This window comes from Staphylococcus sp. M0911 (genome assembly GCF_003491325.1).
Classification (GTDB): domain Bacteria; phylum Bacillota; class Bacilli; order Staphylococcales; family Staphylococcaceae; genus Staphylococcus; species Staphylococcus warneri_A.
The window spans coordinates 1,105,175-1,130,163 of record NZ_CP022881.1 but is presented as its reverse complement, the minus strand read 5'-3'; the positions used below and the strand labels follow the sequence as shown (position 1 = coordinate 1,130,163).

At 32.8% G+C, this 24,989-nt stretch carries 20 protein-coding genes; 3 read left to right on the top strand and 17 right to left on the bottom strand.

Annotation, left to right across the window (positions count from 1 at the left end):
* Positions 1-67 precede the first annotated feature (67 nt).
* The 8 genes from pyk to ssp1_RS05545 form a co-directional block, all read right to left on the bottom strand.
* Positions 68-1,825, bottom strand: a complete 1,758-nt coding sequence (gene pyk / locus ssp1_RS05580) for a pyruvate kinase (protein WP_075778465.1) — start codon at positions 1,823-1,825, stop codon at positions 68-70.
* Positions 1,826-1,844: 19 nt separating this feature from the next.
* Positions 1,845-2,813, bottom strand: a complete 969-nt coding sequence (gene pfkA / locus ssp1_RS05575; RefSeq protein ID WP_002452215.1) for a 6-phosphofructokinase — start codon at positions 2,811-2,813, stop codon at positions 1,845-1,847.
* Positions 2,814-2,991: 178 nt separating this feature from the next.
* Positions 2,992-3,936 carry an acetyl-CoA carboxylase carboxyltransferase subunit alpha gene (locus ssp1_RS05570; RefSeq protein WP_002452214.1) on the bottom strand — a complete coding sequence of 315 codons (945 nt, stop codon included), beginning with the start codon at positions 3,934-3,936 and terminating at the stop codon, positions 2,992-2,994.
* Positions 3,936-4,793: an acetyl-CoA carboxylase, carboxyltransferase subunit beta gene (accD, locus tag ssp1_RS05565; protein WP_002452213.1), complete on the bottom strand. Its 858-nt coding sequence runs from the start codon at positions 4,791-4,793 to the stop codon at positions 3,936-3,938. Before accD ends, ssp1_RS05570 begins: the two co-directional genes overlap by 1 nt.
* Before the next feature lie 177 nt (positions 4,794-4,970).
* Complete coding sequence (ystJ, locus tag ssp1_RS05560; RefSeq protein ID WP_075778466.1) at positions 4,971-6,200, bottom strand: NADP-dependent malic enzyme; 1,230 nt, start codon at positions 6,198-6,200, stop codon at positions 4,971-4,973.
* A gap of 326 nt (positions 6,201-6,526) precedes the next feature.
* Positions 6,527-9,733, bottom strand: coding sequence for a DNA polymerase III subunit alpha (locus tag ssp1_RS05555; protein ID WP_075778467.1), 3,207 nt, complete (start codon positions 9,731-9,733; stop codon positions 6,527-6,529).
* Between the two features lie 27 nt (positions 9,734-9,760).
* A complete protein-coding gene (locus tag ssp1_RS05550) occupies positions 9,761-10,702 on the bottom strand; it encodes a DHH family phosphoesterase (RefSeq protein ID WP_107536258.1) in 942 nt (313 codons plus the stop codon).
* A gap of 29 nt (positions 10,703-10,731) precedes the next feature.
* Positions 10,732-12,030, bottom strand: coding sequence for a DRTGG domain-containing protein (locus ssp1_RS05545; RefSeq protein ID WP_075778469.1), 1,299 nt, complete (start codon positions 12,028-12,030; stop codon positions 10,732-10,734).
* A gap of 203 nt (positions 12,031-12,233) precedes the next feature.
* Between ssp1_RS05545 and ssp1_RS05540 the strand changes: the two genes are divergently transcribed.
* Positions 12,234-12,647 carry a universal stress protein gene (locus tag ssp1_RS05540; protein WP_002452208.1) on the top strand — a complete coding sequence of 138 codons (414 nt, stop codon included), beginning with the start codon at positions 12,234-12,236 and terminating at the stop codon, positions 12,645-12,647.
* Positions 12,648-12,796: 149 nt separating this feature from the next.
* On the opposite strand, the gene ssp1_RS05535 is transcribed toward ssp1_RS05540, so the two are convergent.
* A complete protein-coding gene (locus ssp1_RS05535) occupies positions 12,797-13,486 on the bottom strand; it encodes a metal-dependent hydrolase (RefSeq protein WP_075778470.1) in 690 nt (229 codons plus the stop codon).
* Between the two features lie 144 nt (positions 13,487-13,630).
* Here ssp1_RS05535 and ssp1_RS05530 point away from each other — a divergent pair, with 144 nt between their 5' ends.
* On the top strand, positions 13,631-14,686 hold the full coding sequence (locus ssp1_RS05530) for a M24 family metallopeptidase (RefSeq protein WP_107536259.1): 1,056 nt from the start codon (positions 13,631-13,633) through the stop codon (positions 14,684-14,686).
* 81 nt (positions 14,687-14,767) lie between these two features.
* On the opposite strand, the gene ald is transcribed toward ssp1_RS05530, so the two are convergent.
* The gene (gene ald, locus ssp1_RS05525; protein ID WP_107536260.1) at positions 14,768-15,883 is read right to left on the bottom strand and encodes an alanine dehydrogenase; all 1,116 of its coding nucleotides are present in this window, start codon (positions 15,881-15,883) and stop codon (positions 14,768-14,770) included.
* Between the two features lie 153 nt (positions 15,884-16,036).
* Between ald and ssp1_RS05520 the strand changes: the two genes are divergently transcribed.
* Positions 16,037-16,537: a universal stress protein gene (locus ssp1_RS05520; protein ID WP_118828144.1), complete on the top strand. Its 501-nt coding sequence runs from the start codon at positions 16,037-16,039 to the stop codon at positions 16,535-16,537.
* Between the two features lie 167 nt (positions 16,538-16,704).
* Here the strand turns inward: ssp1_RS05520 and ssp1_RS05515 are convergent, their stop codons facing one another.
* The 7 genes from ssp1_RS05515 to ezrA form a co-directional block, all read right to left on the bottom strand.
* The gene (locus tag ssp1_RS05515; protein WP_002452203.1) at positions 16,705-17,943 is read right to left on the bottom strand and encodes an acetate kinase; all 1,239 of its coding nucleotides are present in this window, start codon (positions 17,941-17,943) and stop codon (positions 16,705-16,707) included.
* An 87-nt stretch (positions 17,944-18,030) separates the two neighbouring features.
* The gene (locus ssp1_RS05510; RefSeq protein WP_002452202.1) at positions 18,031-18,978 is read right to left on the bottom strand and encodes a class I SAM-dependent methyltransferase; all 948 of its coding nucleotides are present in this window, start codon (positions 18,976-18,978) and stop codon (positions 18,031-18,033) included.
* A gap of 134 nt (positions 18,979-19,112) precedes the next feature.
* The gene (tpx, locus tag ssp1_RS05505; RefSeq protein ID WP_002452201.1) at positions 19,113-19,607 is read right to left on the bottom strand and encodes a thiol peroxidase; all 495 of its coding nucleotides are present in this window, start codon (positions 19,605-19,607) and stop codon (positions 19,113-19,115) included.
* 226 nt (positions 19,608-19,833) lie between these two features.
* A complete protein-coding gene (locus tag ssp1_RS05500; RefSeq protein WP_075778473.1) occupies positions 19,834-20,610 on the bottom strand; it encodes a sulfite exporter TauE/SafE family protein in 777 nt (258 codons plus the stop codon).
* Between the two features lie 25 nt (positions 20,611-20,635).
* Entirely contained in the window at positions 20,636-21,859 is a 1,224-nt protein-coding gene (thiI, locus tag ssp1_RS05495) for a tRNA uracil 4-sulfurtransferase ThiI (protein ID WP_002452199.1), read from the bottom strand.
* Positions 21,859-22,998, bottom strand: a complete 1,140-nt coding sequence (locus tag ssp1_RS05490; protein WP_118828143.1) for a cysteine desulfurase family protein — start codon at positions 22,996-22,998, stop codon at positions 21,859-21,861. The genes thiI and ssp1_RS05490 overlap by 1 nt, the downstream gene beginning before the upstream one ends.
* Positions 22,999-23,254: 256 nt before the next feature.
* Positions 23,255-24,949 (bottom strand): septation ring formation regulator EzrA, encoded by a 1,695-nt coding sequence (gene ezrA, locus ssp1_RS05485; protein ID WP_002452197.1) that lies wholly within the window; start codon positions 24,947-24,949, stop codon positions 23,255-23,257.
* Between the last annotated feature and the right edge of the window lie 40 nt (positions 24,950-24,989).

Below are 24,989 nucleotides of genomic sequence, written 5' to 3'. Positions count from 1 at the left end.
AATTTTAATTGTTTGGAAGTGGTGTTTCTGATTTCATCATCAATCTATTTAATTAAAATACTGTTAATTAAAGTACGTTAGCATAACCTTCGAATACTTTACCGTTAGCTGCATCAACAGTAACTAACATATCATCTTTAATTTCTTTTGTAGCATTTTCAACACCTACTACAGTTGGAATACCTTTTTCTAAACCAACAATAGCACTTGGTGATGTAATACCATTTTCTTCAGTGATTAAACCAATAGCTTGATCTACGTATGGTACTAATGTTTCATCTACAGAGTTAGTGACGATGATTTTATCACTTAAATCAACATCTTCTAAATCACTAGCAGAATCAGCGACAACAGCAGTACCTACTACTGATCCACGACCTACACCTTGACCTTTAGCAATTTCATCACCAACTAAGTGAATTTTCATCATATTTGTAGTACCTTTTTCACCTGTTGGTACACCTGCAGTGATAATAATTAAATCACCATTTTGAACTCTTTCAGTTTCAACTGCAGTTGCTACTGCATTATTTAATAATGCATCAGTGTTTTTACGTCCTTCTTTAACTACTGGGTAAACACCCCAAACAATAGCACATTGGCGTGCAGTTTTTTCACTTGGTGTTACAGCAATAATGTCTGAATGTGGACGATATTTAGAAATTGTACGAGCTGTTGAACCACTTTCAGTTGCAGCAACAATAGCTTTAACATTTAAGTTTAATGCAGTATGTGCCACTGAGATACCAATAGCATTCACTAATGATGTTTCAACTAATTTAGTTCTGTCAGATAATAATTTTTTATAGTCTTGTGCTGCTTCTGCTGAAACTGCAATGTTTCTCATTGTTTTAACTGCTTCTTCTGGGTATAAACCTGCAGCAGTTTCACCAGATAACATTACTGCATCTGTACCATCATAGATTGCATTCGCAACGTCACTAGCTTCCGCACGAGTAGCACGTGGATTACGTTGCATAGAATCAAGCATTTGTGTAGCTGTGATTACTGGTTTACCTAATTTATTACATTTTCTAATTAAGTCTTTTTGAACCATTGGTACTTTTTCAGGTGGAATTTCAACACCCATATCACCACGAGCTACCATTAAACCATCAGATACTTCAAGAATTTCTTCGATATTATCGATACCTTCTTGGTTTTCAATTTTAGGGAAAATAGTAATATTTGCTTTTTCTTGTTCTAAGATTTCACGAATATCTAAAACGTCACTTGGACGACGAACGAAGCTTGCAGCGATGAAATCTACATCTTCTTTGATACCAAATCTAATGTCGTCTGCATCTTTGTCAGTGATACCTGGTAAGTTTACTTTCACACCTGGTAAGTTAACACCTTTTTTATTTTTTAATTCTCCACTGTTTAAGATGTCACATTTAACTTCACCTTTATCATGGTCAATGTCTTTAACTTGTAATTCAACTAAACCATCATCTAATAAAATATATGAACCTACTTGAACATCGTTGATTAAGTTGTCGTAAGTAACAGAGAATTTCTCTGGCGTACCTTCAACTTCTGTCATGCTTACAATAACTTCTTTACCTTTTTCTAAATCAATGATGCCATCTTTCATATTATGTGTACGAATTTCTGGCCCTTTTGTATCTAAAAGGATAGCTACTGTTTTATTTAAACGTTTAGCAACTTTGCGAATTGTATCAATTCTACCTTTATGTTCTTCATGGCTTCCGTGTGAAAAGTTCAAACGTGCCACGTTCATACCAGCATTCATTAATTTTTCAAGCATTTCTTCTGATTCTGAAGCTGGTCCAATAGTACATACAATTTTAGTCTTTCTCATTTTAAAATCCTCCTGAAATTTATATAGATAACTCTTTAGCTAGTTGATAAATTTGTTGATCAAACTTATGACTTGAATGACCAAATATTTCATCGAATGGTGTCGCTGTTAATTGGTTATGTTTAATACCAACACCTTTGGCAGTTTCACCTTTCTTTAATAATTCAACGGCGTGACCACCTAATCTTGATGCTAAAACACGGTCAGCTCCTGAAGGGCTACCTCCACGTTGAATGTGTCCTAATACTGAAACTCTTGTATCAATATTAATATATTTACTTAATTCATCAGCACATTCTTGACCGCTCATACATCCTTCAGCAACCATAACGATTGAGTGTTTTTTACCACGTTTAATACCTTGCTCTATCTTTTCAGCTACTTCTTTAATATCTGTATCAACTTCTGGTACGACAATCGTTTCAGCACCTACAGATAAGCCTGCCCATAGCGCTAAGTCACCACAGTCACGACCCATTACTTCAACGATAAATGTTCTTGCATGACTTGATGCTGTATCACGAATTTTATCGACTGAATCAATAATCGTATTAAGTGCTGTGTCGAATCCAATCGTAAAGTCGGTACCGTTAATATCATTATCGATTGTACCAGGAATACCAATGGTTTGTATTTCTTTACACTCTTCACTTATACGTTGAGCGCCACGGTAACTGCCATCCCCACCAATAACTACTAAGCCTTCAATTTCTCTTTTACGTAGATTGTTAATAGCAACTTTACGTACTTCTTCTTCTTTAAATTCAGGACATCTTGCTGAGAATAAGAATGTCCCACCACGTTGGATAGTATCTCCAACTGATCCTAATTCAAGTTTATGAATATCATCTTCTACTAATCCTTGATAACCGTGATATACACCATAAACTTCAATATTATTGTAAATTGCTGTACGTACAACTGCTCTAACGGCAGCATTCATCCCCGGTGAATCTCCACCGCTAGTCAAAACTGCAATTTTCTTCATGACGACATACCTTTCTATAACTAGATTTATCTTCAACTCTAAATTACCACAAATTTTTTACTTCTTCCATCAAAAGAAAGGAGTTATATTGATGTAAACGTTTTTAATTTTGACTTTTATTTTAACAATATTAAAAATAGAGTAATAGTCTATAAAATGACTACTACTCTATTCCTCTTTATTCTACAAAAGAACCTATATTTCTAAATTTATTAAAGCGATCTTCAACTAATTGTTCCTTATTAAGCTGTTCTAATTCATTTAGATGAGTAACAAACGCCTTTTTAATAGATTGCGCTTGAGTCTCCATTTCTTTATGTGCGCCGCCAAGTGGCTCGTTAATCACATCATCTATTACCTTTAATTCATGTAAGTCATGTGCTGTGATTTTCATTGTTTCTGCAGCAATTTTAGCCAAATTACTATCTTTCCATAGTAATGCTGCTGCACCTTCTGGAGAAATAACAGAGTACGTACTGTTTTCAAGCATTAATACTCTGTTAGCAATACCGATACCAAGTGCACCACCACTACCACCTTCACCGATAACGACTGCAATGACAGGTACTTTTAAAGAAGCCATTTCTATTAAATTGGTAGCAATAGATTCACTTTGCCCTCTTTCTTCAGCTGCCTTACCAGGGTATGCACCTTTAGTATCAATAAATGTGAATATAGGTCGATTAAACTTTTCAGCCTGTTTCATAAGTCTTAATGCTTTTCTATAACCTTCTGGATGTGCCATACCAAAATTACGATAAATATTATCTTTAGTATCTTTACCACGTTGTTGACCTACAACAGTTACTGCCTTTCCATTTAAGTAACCAATACCGCCGATCATAGCTGGATCATCTCTAAAATTACGATCTCCATGTAATTCTATAAATGAATCAAAAATCATAGGGATATAATCTAAAGATGTCGGTCTATCTGGTAATCTAGCTATTTGTACTCTATCCCATGGTTTTAAATTTGTATAAACTTTTTTTGTTTCGCGTTCTAAAGAAGCTTCAAGCATATCGATTTCTTCTTGTAAATCAACATCATTCTTTTCTTGAGATTCTTTTAACGAATCAATTTTCTTTCTAATTTCAAAAAGTGGCTTTTCAAAATCAAGCATTAGCTTTTCACCTCTTGATGCAGATTTAATATATTAGCAAGTGTTGTTCTCATGTCTTTACGATGTATTACTTTATCAAGTTGACCATGTTCCAATAAAAATTCAGCAGTTTGGAAATCTTCTGGTAATTTTTCATTAATCGTTTGTTCAATCACGCGTCGTCCAGCGAAACCGATTAATGCTTTGGGTTCACTTAAATTAATATCACCCACTGATGCAAAACTTGCAGACACACCACCTGTAGTAGGATTCGTAATATATGAAATATATAGTAATCCTGCGTCAGAATGTCTTTTTAATGACACACTAGTTTTACCCATTTGCATTAATGAAATAATACCTTCTTGCATACGGGCACCACCACTTGCAGAGAACAAGATAAATGGTAATCGATGCTCAGTACAATAATCAATGATTCGGCAAATTTTTTCACCAACAACTGAACCCATACTACCCATTCTAAAACGTGCATCCATTACGGCTACACCGTATTCAATACCATCTAATTTAGCAGTACCAGTCACAACGGCTTCATTTAAGTCTGTCTTTTTCTGATCCTTTTCAATCTTCTCAATGTAACCAGGAAAATCTAAAGGATTAGCAGATGTCATGCCTTTATCAAATTCATTAAATGTACCTTCGTCAGAAATTGCTTCGATTCTTTTGTAAGCAGATAATGAAATATGGTGGTCACAATTGAAGCATACATTTAAGTTCTCATCTAATTCTTTGGTATACATGATCTTTTTGCATTTAGGACATTTAGTCATGATTCCTGCTGGTACATCATTTTGTTTAGAATCTTGAACTGTTAGATATTTCTTTTTCTTTGTTCGATTAAAAAAATCTTTAAACATAGGGAAACCTCCAAAAACCTCTGACCTTTATAAGGATTAAATTTATACTCATGAAGCATTTATAATTATGTATAGTGATAAAGTACTATAACGACATTTGTAACTTACACGTTATAAATGTCGTTATAATTAAACTTCATCCAAATATAGTATTCTATATGAATATATTTATCAATATTATTTTAAATCTGTTAATTTCATTGTTTTATCATACACATCTTGTGGATCAACTTCAATTCGAGCTACACCAGATTCCATAGCTGCTTTAGCAACCTCACGAGCAACAGATGGCGCAACACGTTTATCAAATGGTCCAGGAATACAATAATTTGGTTCTAATTCTTTACTATCGATTAAGTCTGCAATCGCTTCAACTGCAGCTTTTTTCATTTCTTCGTTAATATGGGTTGCTTCTGTATCCAATGCACCTCTAAATATACCTGGGAATGCTAATACATTATTAATTTGGTTTGGATAATCTGAACGTCCAGTTCCAACAACTTTCGCACCAGCATCTTTAGCATCGTTAGGATTGATTTCAGGATTAGGATTCGCCATTGCAAAAATAATTGGATTTTTGGCCATGCTCTCTACCATTTCTTTAGAAAGTAGGTCCGCAATAGATACACCTATAAATACGTCAGCATCTTTAATAACTTCACTAAGTTCGCCTTCAGTTTTATCTTTGTTTGTCCATTTAGCGACGTATTCTTTTGTGTCATTCATGCCATAACTTCTTCCTTCAAATATGGCACCTCTTGAGTCACACATAACCATATTTCTAACACCATATGAATAAAGTAATTTCACAATAGCTATTCCTGCTGCGCCTGCACCATTAAGAACGACTTTAATATCTGATAAATCTTTATCAACAATTCTAAGTGCATTGATTAATCCTGCCATTGTCACTATCGCTGTACCATGTTGATCATCGTGGAAGACGGGAATGTTGGTCTCTTTTTTCAATCGCTCCTCGATTTCAAAACAACGTGGTGCTGAGATATCCTCTAAGTTTATACCACCATAATTAGGTTGGATTAATTTAACTGTCTTAATAATTTCCTCAGTATCAGTTGTATCAAGTGCAATAGGTACACCATTCACACCAGCAAAACTTTTGAACAACACAGCTTTACCTTCCATAACAGGAATACTAGCTTCAGGGCCAATGTTACCTAAACCTAATACTGCGGTTCCATCAGTAACGACCGCAACTGTATTACCTTTAATTGTATAGTCATATACTTTTCTTTCATCTTCATGAATTTCTTTACATGGTTCGGCAACACCTGGAGAATAAGCCAGACTTAATTCTTCTTTATTGGTAACTTTAACATTAGGCGTTACTTCTAATTTTCCTTGGTTTTCTTTATGCATTTCTAGTGCTTCGTCTCTTAAAGACATCAAATATCAACCCCTATTTATTTAGTTATAAGAATTAGATGTTGCTAGTTATCATTCAGTTTTTATTATAATATGTTTTTACATACTACTAATAATGAATTGCTTACCTATAGGATGTAAAGTGAATTAAAACTAGCAATAATTTAATTATCAGTCACTACTTTTATAATTATTTTTTCTGCTGATCATTCATATTTTATCATTAATCGACCAATAAGATAATGCCATTTACAAACAAATAGAACAAAAAACAATTATAAAAATAAACTGATGATTAAAATTTAAATCATCAGTTTACTATATCACAATTCAATACTGGATAAAAGTTATACAAAACGGATATCACTTGGTTTAAATAACTTTACTAAATCAGATAAAAAAGCTGAATTTTTCTTAATATAACCTAATCTTGTCATCTCGTTTGTTTGATAATTAAATGATAAAACCTCAATGGATTGATTTGTATTTTCTTGATCTAAATATTGATAGAACCCTTTAACTTGGTCAACTCGTCTAACAATAATTTGTTTTGTTTGGTTCAATTTAAATGCTTCAAATGCTTCTTCTGTATAAATATCATTAAGAATCAACTGCTTTTTACCATTTCGTTGATCAAATTTTCCTTGAACAACATAAATTTGCTCTTCAGATATATCAAGTTCATACTTTTTAAATTGATTTGGAAATATCACGCCATCCAGTAAATGAACGCCATCATTCAAGGTTACGAATGCCATATTTTGACCATTTTTAGTTCTAATCCGCTTAATTTGATTAAACTGTACTAAAATAGGTTGATAGTTTTTAGCATTACTTAATTTATATATTGTTAAATATTGTTTCTTGTTAAATTCTTTCTCTACTGGGTGCTTAGAGATGTAAAATCCTAGGTATTCTTTTTCATATTCACTTATTAATTGATCGGATAACTCTTCTTTTTCTTCATATGACTGTTTTGGCGTGAAGAAATCAAATAACATATCATCTTGTTCTATATCAGTTACTTGATCAATGACTTGATCAATTGAATGTAATAACGTAGCTCGATTTTTACCGAATATATCAAAGGCACCAACTAAAATTAAAGACTCTAATAATTTTCGAGTTTTAACTCTTTTAGGTAAGCGTCTTGCAAAATCAAAGAAATCTTTAAAGTCACCATTTTGATATCTCTCGTCTACGATAAGTTTCACACTTTGGTATCCTACCCCTTTAATAGCTCCTAATGATAAATAGATGCCATCGTTGGTTGCTTTATAAAACCAATGACTTTCATTAATATTGGGTGGGAGTATTGTAATGCTCTGATGTTTTGCTTCATCAATCATGGCAGCCGTCTTTTTCTCACTGCCAATAACATTACTTAATATATTAGCGTAAAAATAATTAGGATAATGGACTTTTAAATAACTCATGATATAAGCGATTTTTGAATAACTAACTGCATGTGCTCTAGGGAAACCATAGTCAGCAAATTTTAAAATTAAATCAAAAATTTGTTTACTCATATATTCGTCATAGCCATTTTGTTTAGCACCATCAACAAAGTGTTGTCTTTCACTTTCAAGTACAGCCCTATTCTTTTTACTCATTGCACGTCTTAAAATATCTGCTTCACCATAACTAAAGTTGGCAAATTGACTGGCGATTTGCATAATTTGTTCTTGATAAATAATAACGCCATAAGTATTTTTCAATATAGGAGCTAAGTCTTCATGTAAATATTCTACTTTTGATGGATCGTGTCTTCGTGTAATATAAGTTGGAATTTCTTCCATAGGCCCTGGTCTATATAACGAAGTAACAGCAACGATGTCTTCGAAGTGTTCAGGCTTTAACTTTTTCAATACTCGACGTACGCCATCTGACTCTAATTGGAAAATACCAGTTGTATCTCCTTGAGACAATAGTTCGAAAACTTTTGGATCATCAAAAGGTATACTTTCTATTTCAATGCTGATATTCAAGTCCTTTTTAACTTGATTAATAATCTGATGAATAATTGATAGATTTCTTAAACCTAAAAAGTCAATTTTTAATAAACCAATGCGTTCTGCCTCAGTCATTGTCCATTGTGTTAATAATCCTGTATCACCTAAAGTTAAAGGTGCATACTCATATAAAGCATGATCATTAATAATTATTCCTGCAGCATGAGTTGATGTATGTCTAGGTAATCCCTCTAACTTTTTACATATTTCAAACCAGCGTTCGTGACGATAATTACGATGGACAAATTGTTTAAATTCATCATTCTGATAAGCTTCTTCTAATGTGATGCCTAATTTATGAGGGATTAATTTAGAAATTTCATTTAGCGTTATTTCTTCAAATCCCATAATACGTCCCACATCTCGTGCAACAGCTCTTGCAAGTAGATGGCCAAACGTTACAATACCTGAAACATGTAATTGTCCATATTTTTCTTGAACATATTGAATCACTTTTTCACGTCGTGTGTCTTCAAAATCAATATCGATATCAGGCATCGTTACTCGTTCTGGATTTAAAAAACGTTCGAAGAGCAAATTAAATTTAATAGGATCTATTGTTGTAATACCAAGTAGATAACTTACCAGTGATCCTGCTGAAGACCCACGGCCAGGTCCAACCATTACATCATGCGTTTTAGCATAATGAATTAAATCACTTACGATTAAGAAGTAATCTTCAAATCCCATATTTGTGATAATGTCATACTCATGTTTTAATCTCTCCCAATAGTCTGGTCGATTCAAATTTAAATGATTTAACTTTTCTTCTAGTTTTTGCCATAAGTATGTTTTCGAAAGTTCACCATTCGGCGTTTGGAATTGAGGCAGTAATGATTGATGATAATTTAACTCAGCAGTACATAATTGTGCAATTTCGTCAGTTTTAATGATTAATTCATCATTAATTTCCAAATTAATTTCCAAATTTCGAAGTTCGTTTTTATTAAATACATGTTCATGGTAATCCTCTTGTTCAGCTACTAAATCTAATTTACTATTTTCTTTAATGGCTTGAAGTGCTGAAATCGTATCGGCATCTTCATTATTTAAATAACGCATGGTATTCAACCAAACAAACGATCTATGATTAATCGCAATACAATCTTGGTTAAGATAGACATGTTCTTTATCATTAAAAGCATCAATAAATTGTAGATGATGTTCTTCGGCACTTTTAAATATGATGACGAGATGATTTGCATAACGTTTCAACCACTCAATAGGAATATCTTCTTTTTCTTTCATTTTAATCGCTGATGATAATTGATATAAATCTTTTAAGCCATCATTATTTTGTGCTAATAGTACAGTCTCCAATTGATACAACCCATCAGTTAAATAGACGGTCATACCAAAAACAGGGTGTATCCCCGCTTCTAAACACGCATCATAAAATTTAGGATAGCCATACAAAACATTAGTATCTGTGATTGCAAGGTGTTCAACGCCTTCGTTCTTAGCTTTTTTAACGACATCCGATATTCTTAAGCTAGAATTTAATAAATCGTATGACGTATGAATATTTAAATATGCAACCATGTTTGTATGACTCCTTTCTTTTTTTATTTAATTAAGCTTTTGACGTAAAGCGTGTGCTAATGCATCAAATTCTTCCCAACTATATACAGAGACACCTGAGGCATTAGGATGACCGCCACCACCAAAATCATTTGCTATATCATTAATGACATATTGCCCTTTAGAGCGTAAACGACATCGAATTTGATCTCCTTCGTCTACACCAAACATCCAGATTTTAAGTCCTTGAATATCTGCTACTGTATTTACAAATTGAGATGCTTCATTTGCTTTAATTTTATATTGTTCTAATACATCTTTAGTAATTTTGACTTGGCAGTAGCCATCACTATGCAATTCGAAATTTTGTAGTACATAACCTTGAAATGGCATTAAGCGAGGGTCCTTTTCAGACATTTTATTGAGCTCAGCATTATGATCAAATGGGAAACCAAGTAGTTTTCCTGCAACTTCCATTGTATGTTGTGTTGTATTACCGAATAAGAAGCGGCCAGTATCTCCGACAATACCTAAATAAAGCACACGTGCGACATCTTCATTAATGATACTTTCATCATTGAAATGTGAAATCATATCGTAAATGATCTCACTTGTAGATGATGCTTCTGTATTAACTAAATTAATATCACCGTATTGATCTACTGCCGGGTGATGGTCAATCTTCAATACTTTCTTACCTAAAGTAAACCTCTGGTCATCTACACGTGGCGCATTCGCAGTATCACATACTATGACAAGCGCTTCTTTATAAACGTTATTCTCAATTTGATCAAATGACCCTATAAAGTTAAGCGACGCTTCTTCATCACCTACTGCATATATATCTTTATCTGGGAATTTAAGTTGTAAATAATATTTCAATCCTAATTGTGACCCATACGCGTCTGGATCAGGTCTTACATGTCTATGAATAATTACTATTTCATTTGATTCAATTTCTTTCATTATATCGTTCATAAGTGTTTCCATTTATATTAACTCCTCTAGTTGATCTTTTATTAATATCCCTCAAACATTTGACTTATAACTGATGCAATCGCTACTTTTTCATTTTGACAATACATCGTCACTTCTAATTTCGCAAAGTATCTCCCTACATCGAGCATTTCATATTTAACATCAACACCAGTTTCAATAGGCACTGTTTTTAAGTAAATGATATTTAAACTTTCTATCATCACATTACCCTTTTTATACTTTCTCATTTCATGTCGTAAAGTTTCTTCTATAATTCCAACAAATACTGCTTTACTTAAGGTACCATAATGATTGGTTAATAATGGAGATACATCAGTTTGAATACCATCATGATTAATAGTAATATGTTTAGCAATTTGATCATTAATCGTTTCACCAATTTGTGGTTGTCTCCCTAGTAACTGCATTGATTTCAATACATCTTGTCTATTGATAACACCGACTGCTTTTTTATTATTATCGGTAACTGGTAGAAGTTCAATACCTTCCCAAATTAATAAATGTGCACAACTTGCGACAGTGTTTGACAACTTAACACTGATAGGATGCTTAGTCATAACATCTTCAATCATATCATTGTCGTTCATATTAATAATTTCTCTACTGGTTACGATACCTACTAACTTGTAATCTTTATTTACAACAGGAAAACGTGTATGTCCCGTTTCATTCGCGATTTGTTTATAATCTTCTAAAGTCATTGTGTTTAATAATACAGACAATTCGTTTATTGGTTTTACAATATCTTCTACCACTAAAATTTCTTTTCGAATTTTTTGGTTGAACATCGCACGGTTAATGATATTTGCAACTAAGAACGTATCATAGCTAGATGACAATACTGGTAAATCGTGATCATCTGCATATTGAATGACTTCTTTTGTTGGTTGAAATCCACCTGTAATTAAAATGGCTGTACCACGTTTTAATACTTCGAGTTGTACATTTCTTCTATTTCCTATAATTAATAAAGTTTGCGGTCCAATATATCTTAAGATATCACTTATTTCCATAGCGCCAATGGCAAAGTTAGATACCGTTTTATTGACGCCATTCTTACCAGCAATAATTTGTCCTTCAACAATATTTGCAATTTCATTAAATGTTAAATTATCTATTTCATCACGATTTCGTTTTTCAATTCGAACAGTTCCTACTCTATCAATAGTTGTAACCATTCCTAGCTGTCCAGCATCTTTAATTGCTCTGTAGGCTGTACCTTCAGATACAGCTAAATCTTTGGCGATTTTCCTAACTGAGATTTTTGAACCAATTGCTAATGATTCAATATGCTTTAAAATTTGTTCATGTTTAGTCATTACGTTACCTCTTCTTAGAACAATGTTATGCCTATTATAACTTTTTAATGAAAAAAAATCATTGACGCACACTCCTAAATGATTAAAACCCTTATATTAAATTTACAACTTTTGTAAAATGATAATTTTATTAAAAAACCTTTTAATTTAAATGGAAATATCCATCTTTTTTTATTAGAATGGAAATGAGGAGGGGTGATCTTATGTATAAAAAGATTTTATTAGGCGTAGACACTCAATTAAAAAATGAAAAAGCTTTAGAAGAGGTTTCAAAACTTGCTGCTGATGACGCAGTAGTCACTATTTTAAATGCTATTAATGAACAAGATGCTCAAGCGTCTATTAAAGCTGGAGTTCACTTAGACAAAATTACCGAAGAGCGTAGTAAACGTTTAGAAAAAACACGTAATATTTTAGAAAGCTATGGTATTGATTATGATCAAATTATCGTTCGCGGGAATGCTAAAGAAGAATTACTTAAACATGCAAATAGTGGCAAATATGAAATTGTAGTTTTGAGTAACCGCAAAGCTGAAGAAAAGAAAAAATTCGTTCTTGGTAGCGTAAGTCACAAAGTTGCTAAACGAGCAACTATCCCTGTACTAATCGTAAAATAAAATCTTACTTAGCTTATTTACACTAGTTATCTATTGAGGCTCACACGCCTTTGATGGATAATTAGTGTTTTTTATTTACTGAAAAATAAGAGCGGGACGGAAATAACATTTTAATAAAATTTATTTCCGTCCCGCTCCGACAATATTGACTAGAATTGAACCTCTTGTCCTGGCTCTAATATTTGAACTTCCCCTACTTTAACTGCATCTTTAAATTGCTCTGGATCTTGTTCAATTAATGGGAATGTATTGTAATGAACTGGTACTGAAATGCTAGGCTTAATGAATTCATTTATAGCATAAGCTGCATCATCTATGCCCATTGTGAAATTATCACCAATTGGGATAAAGCATACATCTACAGGATGTCGTTTAGCTATTAATTCCATATCACTAAATAGACCTGTATCTCCTGTATGGTAAATAGTTTTACCTTCTGCTTCAATTACAACACCCATTGGCATACCTAAATATACAGGAATACCATTTTCATGTGTATAACTTGAACTATGGAAAGCTTGTACGTATTTAACGCTACCGAAATCTAATTCAGCTTTACCACCAATGTTCATACCTCTTACATTTTCTACACCATGATAAGTGCTTAAATATCCAGCAATTTCTGCGCTACCGATAACTGTAGCGTGATTTCTATTAGCTAATTCTACTACATCGCCAAAGTGGTCTTCATGACCATGAGTTAAAATAATATAATCTACATCTAATCTTTGTTCATCTAAATCACATTTATCATTTCCTGAAATAAAAGGATCTACAATGACTTTTTTACCGTTTCCTTCAAAATAAATTGTTGATTGACCATGAAATGAAAGTTTCATTATCTTAGCCCTCCTAATCGTTTATATGCATATTATACCCTAGCGACTGCGTTTTATAACACGAAAGAATGGAATAATTCAAACTTTGAAATATGTAGTTTTTTAGCATAAAATTAAGTTAATCATTTAAAGGAGGAAAACTTCATGACAAAAATCAATGAAATTATTAATTATCTACAAAAAGAAAATGCTGATGCTGCTTGGATCACTACACCATTAAACATTTATTACTTTACTGGCTATCGTAGCGAACCGCATGAAAGATTATTTGCATTATTAATTCAAGCTAGTGGTGAAACTGTTTTATTCTGCCCTAAAATGGAAGTTGAAGAAGTTAAAGCGTCTCCTTTTGACGGTCAAATTATAGGTTATTTAGATACTGAAAATCCTTTCGATTTATATCAACAATCATTCGAACGTATGCTAATTGAAAGTGAACATTTAACAGTTAAACGCCAACGTGAAATAACACAAGCCTTTCATGTAGAACAATTTGGTGATATCGACCAAACGATTAAAAACTTAAGAAACATCAAGTCAATTGATGAAATTGAAAAAATTAAGCATGCTGCTCATTTAGCAGATAAATGTATAGAAATCGGTGTAAACTATTTAAAAGAAGGCATCAGTGAACGTGAAGTTGTGAATCATATCGAAAATGAAATTAAGAAATATGGTGTGAATGAAATGAGCTTTGACACTATGGTATTATTTGGCGATCACGCTGCTTCACCACATGGTGTTCCAGGTAATCGTCAATTACAAAATAATGAGCTAGTTCTCTTTGATTTAGGTGTCATCTATAATCACTATTGTAGTGACATGACTAGAACTGTACAATTTGGCACACCAATTAAAGAAGCTTTAGATATATATAATATTGTTCTTGATGCTGAAACATCAGCAATTGATGCTATTCGCCCAGGTGTAAAATTAAAAGAAATAGATAAAATCGCGAGAGATATTATTGATCGAGCAGGCTATGGTGACTACTTCCCTCATCGTCTTGGCCATGGTTTAGGTTTAGAAGAACATGAATACCAAGATGTTTCTAGCACTAATGATAATGTTTTAGAAGCGGGAATGGTCATTACTATTGAACCTGGAATTTATGTACCGGGGGTTGCTGGTGTACGTATTGAAGATGATATTTTAGTTACAGATAGTGGTTGTGAAATATTAACGCATTACGAAAAATAATCCTGTCTTCAACATTATTAACACCCTCAAATGTATTAGATGTATTTGAGGGTGTTATTTATATATATTGATAATTTCAAATTATTTTAATGCATCTTCAACAGTTGTGTATTTCATATTGAATGCTTCTGCAACACCTTGATGTGTTACATGACCTTTATACGTATTTAAACCTAAAGATAAAGCATGGTTAGATTTAAATGCCTCTCTATAGCCTTTGTTTGCTAATATCTGAGCAAAAGGTAATGTAGCATTATTTAATGCTAATGTAGATGTACGTGGTACTGCACCAGGCATATTAGCAACTGCATAATGAACAACGCCATGCTTAATGTAAGTTGGATCATCATGAGTTGAAATTTTGTCTGTAGTTTCAAAAATTACACCCTGGTCAATTGCAATATCTACAATTACAGAACCATTTTTCATTTGTTTAATCATATCTTCTGTTACAAGATTTGGTGCTTTAGCGCCTGGAATTAATACTGCACCTATAACTAAATCACTTTCTTTAACATACATTTCAATATTTAATGGGTTTGACATAATAGTATGTACTCTTCCATCAAACAGATCATCTAATTCTTGTAGACGTTTAGGATTAACGTCTAATACAGTGACATCTGCGCCTAAACCTAATGCAATTTTTGCTGCATTTGTACCTGCTTGGCCACCACCAATAATTGTCACCTTACCTTTAGGCACACCTGGCACGCCTCCAAGTAAGATACCCATACCGCCATTAAACTTTTGTAAAAATTCAGCACCGATTTGTGTTGCCATTCTACCTGCAACTTCACTCATCGGACTCAACAATGGTAATGAACGATCTGGTAATTGTACAGTTTCATAGGCAATACCAATCACTTTATTATCTACAAGCGCTTGTGTTAATTTTTCTTCATTTGCTAAATGTAGATAAGTGAATAAAATTAAACCTTCTTTGAAATATTGATATTCTACTTCTAATGGTTCTTTAACTTTAACGACCATATCAACATCCCAAACTTGTGATGCTTCTGAAACAATGTCAGCCCCTGCTTCTTTATAATCTATATCTTCAAAGTATGAGCCCATTCCAGCATTAGTTTCTACTAAAACAGTGTGTCCTTGTTCAACCAAGGCATGTACACCACTCGGTGATAGACTTACTCTGTTTTCATTGTTTTTTATCTCTTTAGGAATACCTATTTTCATTCCACACACCTCCTCTATTATAGTAACGCGAAAGCCTACTAAAACACAAATGAAAGCGCCTACAAAAATACACAAAAATGTTAATTTTTAGAGTAATATTTTCTGAAAAATGTGGTAATATATAAGTAAGAAAAGACGAAAGGGGTACTGACGATGATTACTTACAAAAATATTTTAATCGCAGTCGACGGTTCACACGAAGCAGAATGGGCATTTAATAAAGCAGTTGGCGTTGCTAAACGTAACGATGCCAAACTTACAATTGTGAATGTCATTGATTCAAGAACTTATTCTTCTTATGAGGTATATGATGCTCAATTTACTAAAAAATCTAAGCACTTCTCAGAAGAATTATTGAATGGTTATAAAGAAGTTGCGACAAATGCTGGTGTTACAAACGTTGAAACGCGTTTAGAATTCGGTTCACCAAAAGCAATTATCCCTAAAAAAATCGCACCTGAAGTTGGTGCAGACTTAATTATGAGTGGTACTTCAGGTCTTAATGCAGTTGAGCGTTTTATCGTAGGCTCAGTTTCTGAAGCCATTGTTAGACACGCACCATGTGATGTGCTAGTCGTAAGAACTGAAGAAATGCCAAATGATTTCCAACCACAAGTTGCTACACCACAATTACGTGAAAGATATTCAAATTAATTGATAATAAAATTATCATTATTATGCCAGCAAATGATTACATTTGCTGGCTTTTTTATATTCTGTAGAAAATTGTTATTCCTTTATTTCATAATTAATTTACCAAAATAAAGTTATCTCTATAAACTAAAAGAGGAACGACATTGTCGCTCCTCTCATTCACTATATTATTTTGATTCAACATTTTCTTCTGAAGATGTTTCTTCAGTTTCTAAACCACCATATTTGATGACATCTCTAGATATCATTACTTCTTCATCTGTTGGTACTACAAGAACTTTAACAGGTGAATGTGGGTAGTTAATATCTCCTTCTTCACCATGGAGGTTTTCATTTTTCTTAGGATCCCAATAAACACCCATAAATTCTAAGCCTTCTAATACTTTACCACGAATAATATGAGAGTTTTCACCTATTCCTGCAGTAAATACAATGACATCAACACCATGCATTCTTGCAGCATATGAACCAATGTATTTATGGATTTTAGAGGCAAATAAATCAAGTGCTACACGTGCTCTGTGACGACCATGTTTAGCTTCTTCAGTTAAGTCACGTAAGTCACTAGATGTACCAGTGATACCTAATAAACCAGATTCTTTATTTAAGATATTAAGAACTTCATCTGCATTTTTACCAGTTTTTTCCATAATATATGGAATTAATGCTGGATCTAGGTTACCTGAACGTGTACCCATAGTTACACCTGCTAATGGTGTGAATCCCATTGATGTATCAATTGATTCTCCTCCATCAATAGCTGCGATTGAAGCTCCGTTACCAATATGACATGAAATAATACGTAAATCTTCAATAGGTTTACCTAATATTTCAGCCGCACGTCGTGATACATATTTATGACTTGTACCATGGAAGCCATATTTACGAATACCATAATCTTCATAATAACGATAAGGTAAACTATATAAATATGCTTGTTCTGGCATGGTTTGGTGGAATGATGTATCAAAAACTGCAACATGTGGGATTTCAGGTAATAGCTTTCTAAATGCTCTAATACCCATTAAGTTAGCAGGGTTATGCAATGGTGCTAATTCACTCAATGCCTCAATTTGTTGTTCAACTTCATCAGTAACAACTACTGATTTAGGGAATGTTTCACCACCGTGTACAACTCGGTGACCAGTACCTTGAATCTCATTGATATCTTCGATAATATGATGTTCTTTAAATTTCTCTAACATCAAGTTAACTGCTTCTTCATGATCTTTAATATCTCTGACTTCAGTTAATTTTTCCCCTTCAACAAGAATTGTAAAAATAGAATCGTCCATACCAATTCTTTCTACTACGCCTTTTGTTACTGTTTTTTCTTCAGGCATTCTAATAAGCTGGAATTTCAAAGATGAACTACCAGCATTAATCGCCAAAATTAATTTTGACATAAGATTTTGTCCTCCATCATTTGTTTAGTTATATTTTTCACATTTTATTTTATCATTAATACAGTTTGAATTCTATACTGTTACAGATTATTTTTTTGTATGATTTGTGTCCATCCATTGATTTAATTCAGTTATAAAACCTTGGAATTGTTGTGGGTTTTTAAAATCAGGAATATTCGCTAGGAATACTTCAACTGGTTTTGTTACATCTGCTTTTTTCTTCTGTAATATCAGTATAGATTTACGCGCTTTTTCATTTTTAAATAACGTAGATGGTAGATTTAAAAATGCTTGCATTTCCGTTTCTGTAGTAATGAATTTTTCTAACTGTTTCACATGTTCTCCTGAGAATAACTCGCTTGGAACAACTAAAAATGCATATCCTGCCCCTTTTAATGCATTAACAGCTTGTTCAATAAGCAAGTAATGGGAGTAACTATGCCCCTCTTTGAAACCTAGTTTCATTTCTTTACTACGGTCATCTACTGGATAATAACCAATAGGCAAATCACCAATTACAATATCAGATTCTTCTAATGGTAGTGGCATAATAGCATCTTGTGGATATACATCGAAAGGTATTTCTAGGTAGTTTGCAAGGTGAACGCTCACTCTAGAAAGCACTGGATCCACTTCAATAAGATGATGCATAATTGTTGTCTCAGTTAACACTTCTTTAACAGCAGCACTTAAGTGACCTGCACCACTTGCAATATCAACCACATGCAACTCGTCATTATCTTGTGTAAATCGTTGAACTAAGAAACCTAAAATTAAACCAATTGAATCTGGTGTGATTTGATGATTAGCCTGTATATTTTCTTCTTGCATTAAACTTAAATATGCAAATTGGAATGCTTTTCTTCTATCTTGAAGAGTAGCTTGTTCTAACATTTCTCGTTGATTAGTATAGATATCTTCCATTGCTAACCCTAGATTTTCTATAAAACTTTGTCCATTTTCTTGGTTTAAAGTTTTAGCTTTTTCATCTAAGTGATGGAATAATCTTTCCATAATCGTATTTTCTTCTGCCATTTAAATCCCTCTCTATAAAAAGCATCCATCGCTTTCATAGTGAAATCAGTTGATGTCATATTATCACTTGTAAAAAACAATGGATGCTTATTTCTCACACTACTATCTAAAAGTTTCCATCTTTAGACAAATAGTTATAAATTTTTGTATGCTTCTAAGGCTTTTTCGAAATCTGGGAAGTTTGTACCTTCACTTACAATTTCTTTATATACCACTTTGTTGTCTTGATCTAGTACGAATACTGAACGAGCTAATAATCGCATGCCTTCCATCACCACACCAAAGTTTTCACCGAATGATAAATCTCTATGGTCACTTAATGTTACCACATTATCTAAACCATTAGATGCACACCATCTTTTTTGTGCAAATGGTAGGTCAACTGAAATTGTTAATACAACACCATCTTCTTGTGATGCTTCTTCATTAAACTTACGTGTTTGTTGATCACATACACCAGTATCAATAGATGGTACTACACTGATCAATTTTTTCTTATTAGCATAGTCATCTAAAGATTTTTGATTTAAATCGTTATCTAATACTGTGAAATTAGGTGCAACATCTCCCTCATTCACTTGTTGTCCTGATAATGTTACTGGGTTATTTTTAAATGTAATTTCAGTCATATATATGACCTCCTATTTATATTTTTCATCCATTAATATCATACGACATCAATATGACCAAATTCAATTTTAAACTTTTATATCTTAAAAATTCGTTATATATAGTGTTAAATATTTTTACTAAGGAACATTCGATTTATTCAAAAAGCAAATCTTATTATGAATTGATAGTACTTACGTTTAAGTCCATCTACTTCAATAAAGATTTGCTTTCATTTTAATTATATTAATTTGTAAAAAAAGGTAATAAGTAGTCAAATGCATTTTTAAGTATCAATAGTGCAGTGACTGTTATAAATAACAATTTAACATAACCCACACCTTTACTTATGGCGAATTGTGCACCCACATATGAACCTAAGATCATACTGACTGCCATTATTAGTCCATAAAAATAATCAACTTGTCCTAATATCATAAATAAGATTAAAGCCCCTATATTGGATGCGAAATTGAGTACTTTAGCATTGCCTGCTGCACTTAAAAAGTCAAATCCAAACATAAGTAATACAAATAACATGAATGACCCTGTACCACCACCAATAAATCCATCATAGAAACCAATAATAAGATATGCCATGACAAACATAATGGCTTTCATTCGTGTGAAAGTGGTGAACGTCCTAACTGAACCCCAATCTTTTTTTACTAAGGTATAAATAAATACTAATGACAATGCAATAATAATTAATGGTTTTAAAAGTTGTGCAGGTAATAGTGTTGCTAAATAAGCACCAGCTGATGATGCTATAAGGACAAACGGAAACAGTTTGGATACTATTTTCAAATCAACATTACCTGATCTAATAAACTTGATGGTGCTTGTCAGTGTCCCAAATGAACTTGCTAATTTATTTGTTCCTAGTGCTACTGCAGGTGGCAATCCAATTGCTAGTAGTGCAGGAGTAGAAATTAATCCTCCACCACCTACGACTGAATCAATAAATGATGCTAAAAATCCAAACAAAACAATAATCAATATGACATATATATCCCATTCCATGTCATGACCCCTTTGCGATTATTTATTAGAATAAATCTTCCATTAAAGCATCAGTTGATTTATCTTTTTCAGATTTATAATTTTTATCTACCATAATTGTTTCAATGTTTTCGACAGCTTCATCCACCATACTATCAAAGTTAAATACACTTTCGTATTCTACAACTTTATCAAAGTCTGGTTCTGTTACTGGGTTTTTAGGGGTGAAAATGGTACAACAATCTTCATAAGGTTGAATGGAAACTTCGAAAGTACCAATTTCTTTAGCCTTTTTCACAATATCTTCCTTATCAAGCGTTAATAAAGGGCGTAACACTGGCGTTGATGTAACGTGATTTATCGCATACATGCTATTGAGTGTTTGACTTGCAACTTGTCCAAGGTTTTCACCATTGACGATACCTAAAGCGCCAATTTTATGCACTAATTGATCAGCCACTCTCATCATTAATCGACGAGTGGAAGTCATCGTATATCTTGGATGTACTGACTTATTGATTTGTTTTTGTAAATCTGTAAAAGGCACGATGTGTAATTTAATTGGACCAACACGTTCAGACATTATACGTGTCAGTTCTATAACTTTTTCTTTAGCTTTTTCACTCGTAAATGGCGGACTATGGAAATGTATCGCTTCAATTGTCACACCACGTTTCATTACTTCCATACCTGCAACAGGTGAATCAATTCCTCCAGATAACATCAAAAGCGTTTTACCGCCTGTACCAACTGGTAAACCTCCGGATCCTTGAATGACTTCCACATAAATATAGATTGCATCTAAACGCACTTCTACACGAATTTCATGTTGTGGTTGTCTCACATCTACTGTTAGTCCTTCCACATTTTTTAATACTGCTCCACCAATTTCTCGCTGTAGCTCATAAGTATCTTTAGGATAAGACTTATCTGATCGCTTAACGTCAATCTTAAATGTTGAACCATGATCAAATGATTGCGCTAATTGCACAGCGACATTAGCCATGGCTTGATCATTCTTTTCTGTTTTCAATACCGGACTGATTGATTTAATACCATACACTTTAGATAATCGATGTATGATTTCATCAATATCCGCTTCTTCGAACAACTCTATGTACATACGATCTCTTTTACCTTTAATATGGAATCCTTCTAAAGGCTTCAAAGCTCGTGTCACATTAGTTTTTAATTGATTCACAAATTTTTTACGGTTTGAACCTTTAAGTGTTAACTCACCATATCTAACTATTAAGTGGTCATATCTCATTACTTCAACAACTCCTTCACTTCTTCATATATAATTTCAAATTTATCTTTAAAGTTATCGATATCTTTTTGTGTAGTCATCTGTCCCATTGATATTCTAATACTTCCTTCAATTTGTCGGTCAGAAATACCCATTGCAAGCAATACTTCATTGAGTTTACCCCTTTTAGAAGAGCAAGCGCTCGTAGTAGATACCATAATATCTTGTTTTGAGAACGCATTGACTAAAACTTCCCCTTTAACACCAGGAAATCCTAAATTGATGATTTGTGGTGCAGCATCTTCAGGAGAATTAATTTTAATACCAGGGTATGTTTGAACCATGGCTCTAATTTGTTGTTGGTAAGAAGACAATCTTTGATGCAATTCATCTGTCTGTTTCATAGCATTATTAATGGCTTTTGCCATTGATACTGCCATTGGTAAATTAATTGTACCACTGCGAACGCCATATTCTTGACCTCCACCATGTATAATGGGCTCGATATTATGTGCTGTTCTAGTGATCAAAAGTCCTTGTCCTTTTAAACCGTTAAATTTATGACCACTTAAACTCAAACTATCAATACCTTCTATATTGAACGGTATTTTTCCTAAAGCTTGTACCGCATCTACATGAAAGTGCGCTTTAGGGTAATCTTTTAGTACATTGACAATTTGTTGTATTGGTTGAATCTGCCCCATAATATTATTGACATACATACATGTTACAAGGCCTACCCGTTCATTCATTATGGTCTTCAAATGCTCGATATCTATCTGCCCATTTGATTGAACATTGACATATTTTAATACAAAACCTTCTTTTTCAGCTAAATATCTCACTACTTCTAATACTGAAGGGTGTTCTAATACAGAGGTTATGATTTCATTGGCTGTATCTTTTTTGCGATAAGCTATTCCTTTTAACGCCATATTATTAGATTCTGTAGCACCACTTGTAAAAATAATATCATATGAGTGATTTAATCTTAGTGCTTGATTAATTTGTTCTTTCGCTTGTTGCAACAATTTTTCTGCTTGTAAGCCAGCCTGATGAGGACTATTAGGATTATAATAAAATGTCTCATTTACCTTTACAAAGGAATTCAAAACACTAGGATCTACTTTGGTTGTTGCTGCATTATCTAAATAAATCACTGATAACACTTCACTTTCTACATTTTTTACTTAGCTAATTTTATATACTACTGTCAAATATCATTGATATAGTATATTTCTATACTTAGACTACTATGAGTAATTATTTATTCAGTTTAATTATATTTTTTCGTTATTTAACTATTAAAAAGCATTTCTAAATAAGCATACTCATGCATTATACTATTTTTTTGTAAAAATAAAAGACATGACTTCCAATTAAATGGAAACCATGTCTTATTATTAATTAAAATCGTTATGATTTAATTACTTGCTCTTCAATATGTTTCGTAATACCAGGTTCTACACTTTCAAGTGCTTGTTCTGAAATTTCAATAGAACGCTTATAACGATTGTTTTTAAATAAACGTTCTGCTTCATTTAAGCTTTTATCAACACTTTGGTGATCTTTACGGTATCTGTTACCATATTGAATTAGCTTTTCAGCATAAACTGCATTAATTAATACATCGTTCGCTTCATCTTCAAATGTATTCATTTGAATGACGATTTTAGCAACTTTATCTTTTAATTGTTTGACGTGAATTGGTCTTTGACTAAATTGTTCATCAACTTCACGTACTTCATAATCGATTTCATTCTTCATAATAATGAATCGTTCTGGCACGCTAGTTAAGTTAGAAGCTAATAAGCGTCGATAAACCTCTTCTTTTTTAGATTGTACGCGCAATAAGTTATCTTCTGCCTCAGCTTCGTCTTCACGTAATTGAATTAAATGATTTTGTAATTTATCTTGCTTTTCATTAATCACACTTACATGATCTTCTAAATATTGTAAATTATCTTGTACTTCACTATATCTAACAGCCGACTTAGACATTTCTTTAAGAATCTCATCATATACTGAGATAAGATTTTGAATTTCATTTTCAAACTGTCTTACGCTTTGAACATCTGATTCATTAATATAGTAATTCTCACGAACATATTCAATTTCTGTTTTCAATGTATAATTCATGTCTTTGGCTTTGAATAAGTCATCAGTGATAACATCTTTAGTTTCTTCAACTTCATTCTTTGCCTTAACTTCATGTTCGATTAAGTCATACATTTCATCTAACTTATCATTGATATATTCAAGTTTGTCATTCGCTTCATTTAATTCTAATCTACTAATCATTGGTTCTACGAAACTCAATTCTGTTTTAAGGCTTTGAACAGTACCATCTACTTTAACATGATCTAAATCATAGCCTTCGACTTTTAAATCTCTACAACCATATTTTAAATCTTGGAATTGACCAGGAAGTTCCTTTTGAGCTTCACGAATTAATTCTGGTATTTCTTCCATATATTCTTTTAATTGTTGCATTTCTTCATGTAAAGCTGAAATATGGTTATGCGCTTGAACATAATTTCCGTCGGCTTTTAAAACTTCGTATTGAGATAACTTTGGTTCAAAGTTTTCAATTTCTGATTCTAATGGACCAGCTGCTTCACCATATTGGTGACGATTAGCTAATATATCTCGTTTCATTTCACGATGATCTACTTTACATTTTTCATATAATGCTTCGTTATCTTTATGTAATGCAACTATTTCATCCACTTGTGAAACTTGATTATTATAACTTGCTTCGTATTGATCCATTAATTCATGCGCATCATCAATTTCTGCTTGAGCACCTGAAAAGTTAAACTTATCTAAAAGTTCTTCAGCGTTGTGAATTTTTTCCTCGACAGGAGCTAAGTATTGATTAGTATTTTCTAAGTTGTCTTTCTTCATTGCATCGTACTTCGTTTTAGTTTCACCTTTTAGGTTTAAACTAGATAATTTTTTAATATTTTGATCAAAAGGTAATTTTTCAATATCTAATTTACGTTCTTCAGCTTTTTCAACGAGCTGTCGTTTATTCGATCGCAAGTAGAACATGATACCCACAGCAATCAATATAATAACTATTATTGCTAAAATGATATATAACACCATATATACTTCTCCTCCTATGTTATCACTCTATATTATAACG

Excerpts from the sequence above, each read along its gene's own strand:
- pyk (WP_075778465.1), bottom strand. The coding sequence starts at position 1,825 with ATGAGAAAGACTAAAATTGTATGTACTATTGGACCAGCTTCAGAATCA.
- pfkA (WP_002452215.1), bottom strand. The coding sequence starts at position 2,813 with ATGAAGAAAATTGCAGTTTTGACTAGCGGTGGAGATTCACCGGGGATG.
- ssp1_RS05570 (WP_002452214.1), bottom strand. The coding sequence starts at position 3,936 with ATGCTTGATTTTGAAAAGCCACTTTTTGAAATTAGAAAGAAAATTGAT.
- accD (WP_002452213.1), bottom strand. The coding sequence starts at position 4,793 with ATGTTTAAAGATTTTTTTAATCGAACAAAGAAAAAGAAATATCTAACA.
- ystJ (WP_075778466.1), bottom strand. The coding sequence starts at position 6,200 with ATGTCTTTAAGAGACGAAGCACTAGAAATGCATAAAGAAAACCAAGGA.
- ssp1_RS05555 (WP_075778467.1), bottom strand. The coding sequence starts at position 9,733 with ATGGTTGCATATTTAAATATTCATACGTCATACGATTTATTAAATTCT.
- ssp1_RS05550 (WP_107536258.1), bottom strand. The coding sequence starts at position 10,702 with ATGGAAACACTTATGAACGATATAATGAAAGAAATTGAATCAAATGAA.
- ssp1_RS05545 (WP_075778469.1), bottom strand. The coding sequence starts at position 12,030 with ATGACTAAACATGAACAAATTTTAAAGCATATTGAATCATTAGCAATT.
- ssp1_RS05540 (WP_002452208.1), top strand. The coding sequence starts at position 12,234 with ATGTATAAAAAGATTTTATTAGGCGTAGACACTCAATTAAAAAATGAA.
- ssp1_RS05535 (WP_075778470.1), bottom strand. The coding sequence starts at position 13,486 with ATGAAACTTTCATTTCATGGTCAATCAACAATTTATTTTGAAGGAAAC.
- ssp1_RS05530 (WP_107536259.1), top strand. The coding sequence starts at position 13,631 with ATGACAAAAATCAATGAAATTATTAATTATCTACAAAAAGAAAATGCT.
- ald (WP_107536260.1), bottom strand. The coding sequence starts at position 15,883 with ATGAAAATAGGTATTCCTAAAGAGATAAAAAACAATGAAAACAGAGTA.
- ssp1_RS05520 (WP_118828144.1), top strand. The coding sequence starts at position 16,037 with ATGATTACTTACAAAAATATTTTAATCGCAGTCGACGGTTCACACGAA.
- ssp1_RS05515 (WP_002452203.1), bottom strand. The coding sequence starts at position 17,943 with ATGTCAAAATTAATTTTGGCGATTAATGCTGGTAGTTCATCTTTGAAA.
- ssp1_RS05510 (WP_002452202.1), bottom strand. The coding sequence starts at position 18,978 with ATGGCAGAAGAAAATACGATTATGGAAAGATTATTCCATCACTTAGAT.
- tpx (WP_002452201.1), bottom strand. The coding sequence starts at position 19,607 with ATGACTGAAATTACATTTAAAAATAACCCAGTAACATTATCAGGACAA.
- ssp1_RS05500 (WP_075778473.1), bottom strand. The coding sequence starts at position 20,610 with ATGGAATGGGATATATATGTCATATTGATTATTGTTTTGTTTGGATTT.
- thiI (WP_002452199.1), bottom strand. The coding sequence starts at position 21,859 with ATGAGATATGACCACTTAATAGTTAGATATGGTGAGTTAACACTTAAA.
- ezrA (WP_002452197.1), bottom strand. The coding sequence starts at position 24,949 with ATGGTGTTATATATCATTTTAGCAATAATAGTTATTATATTGATTGCT.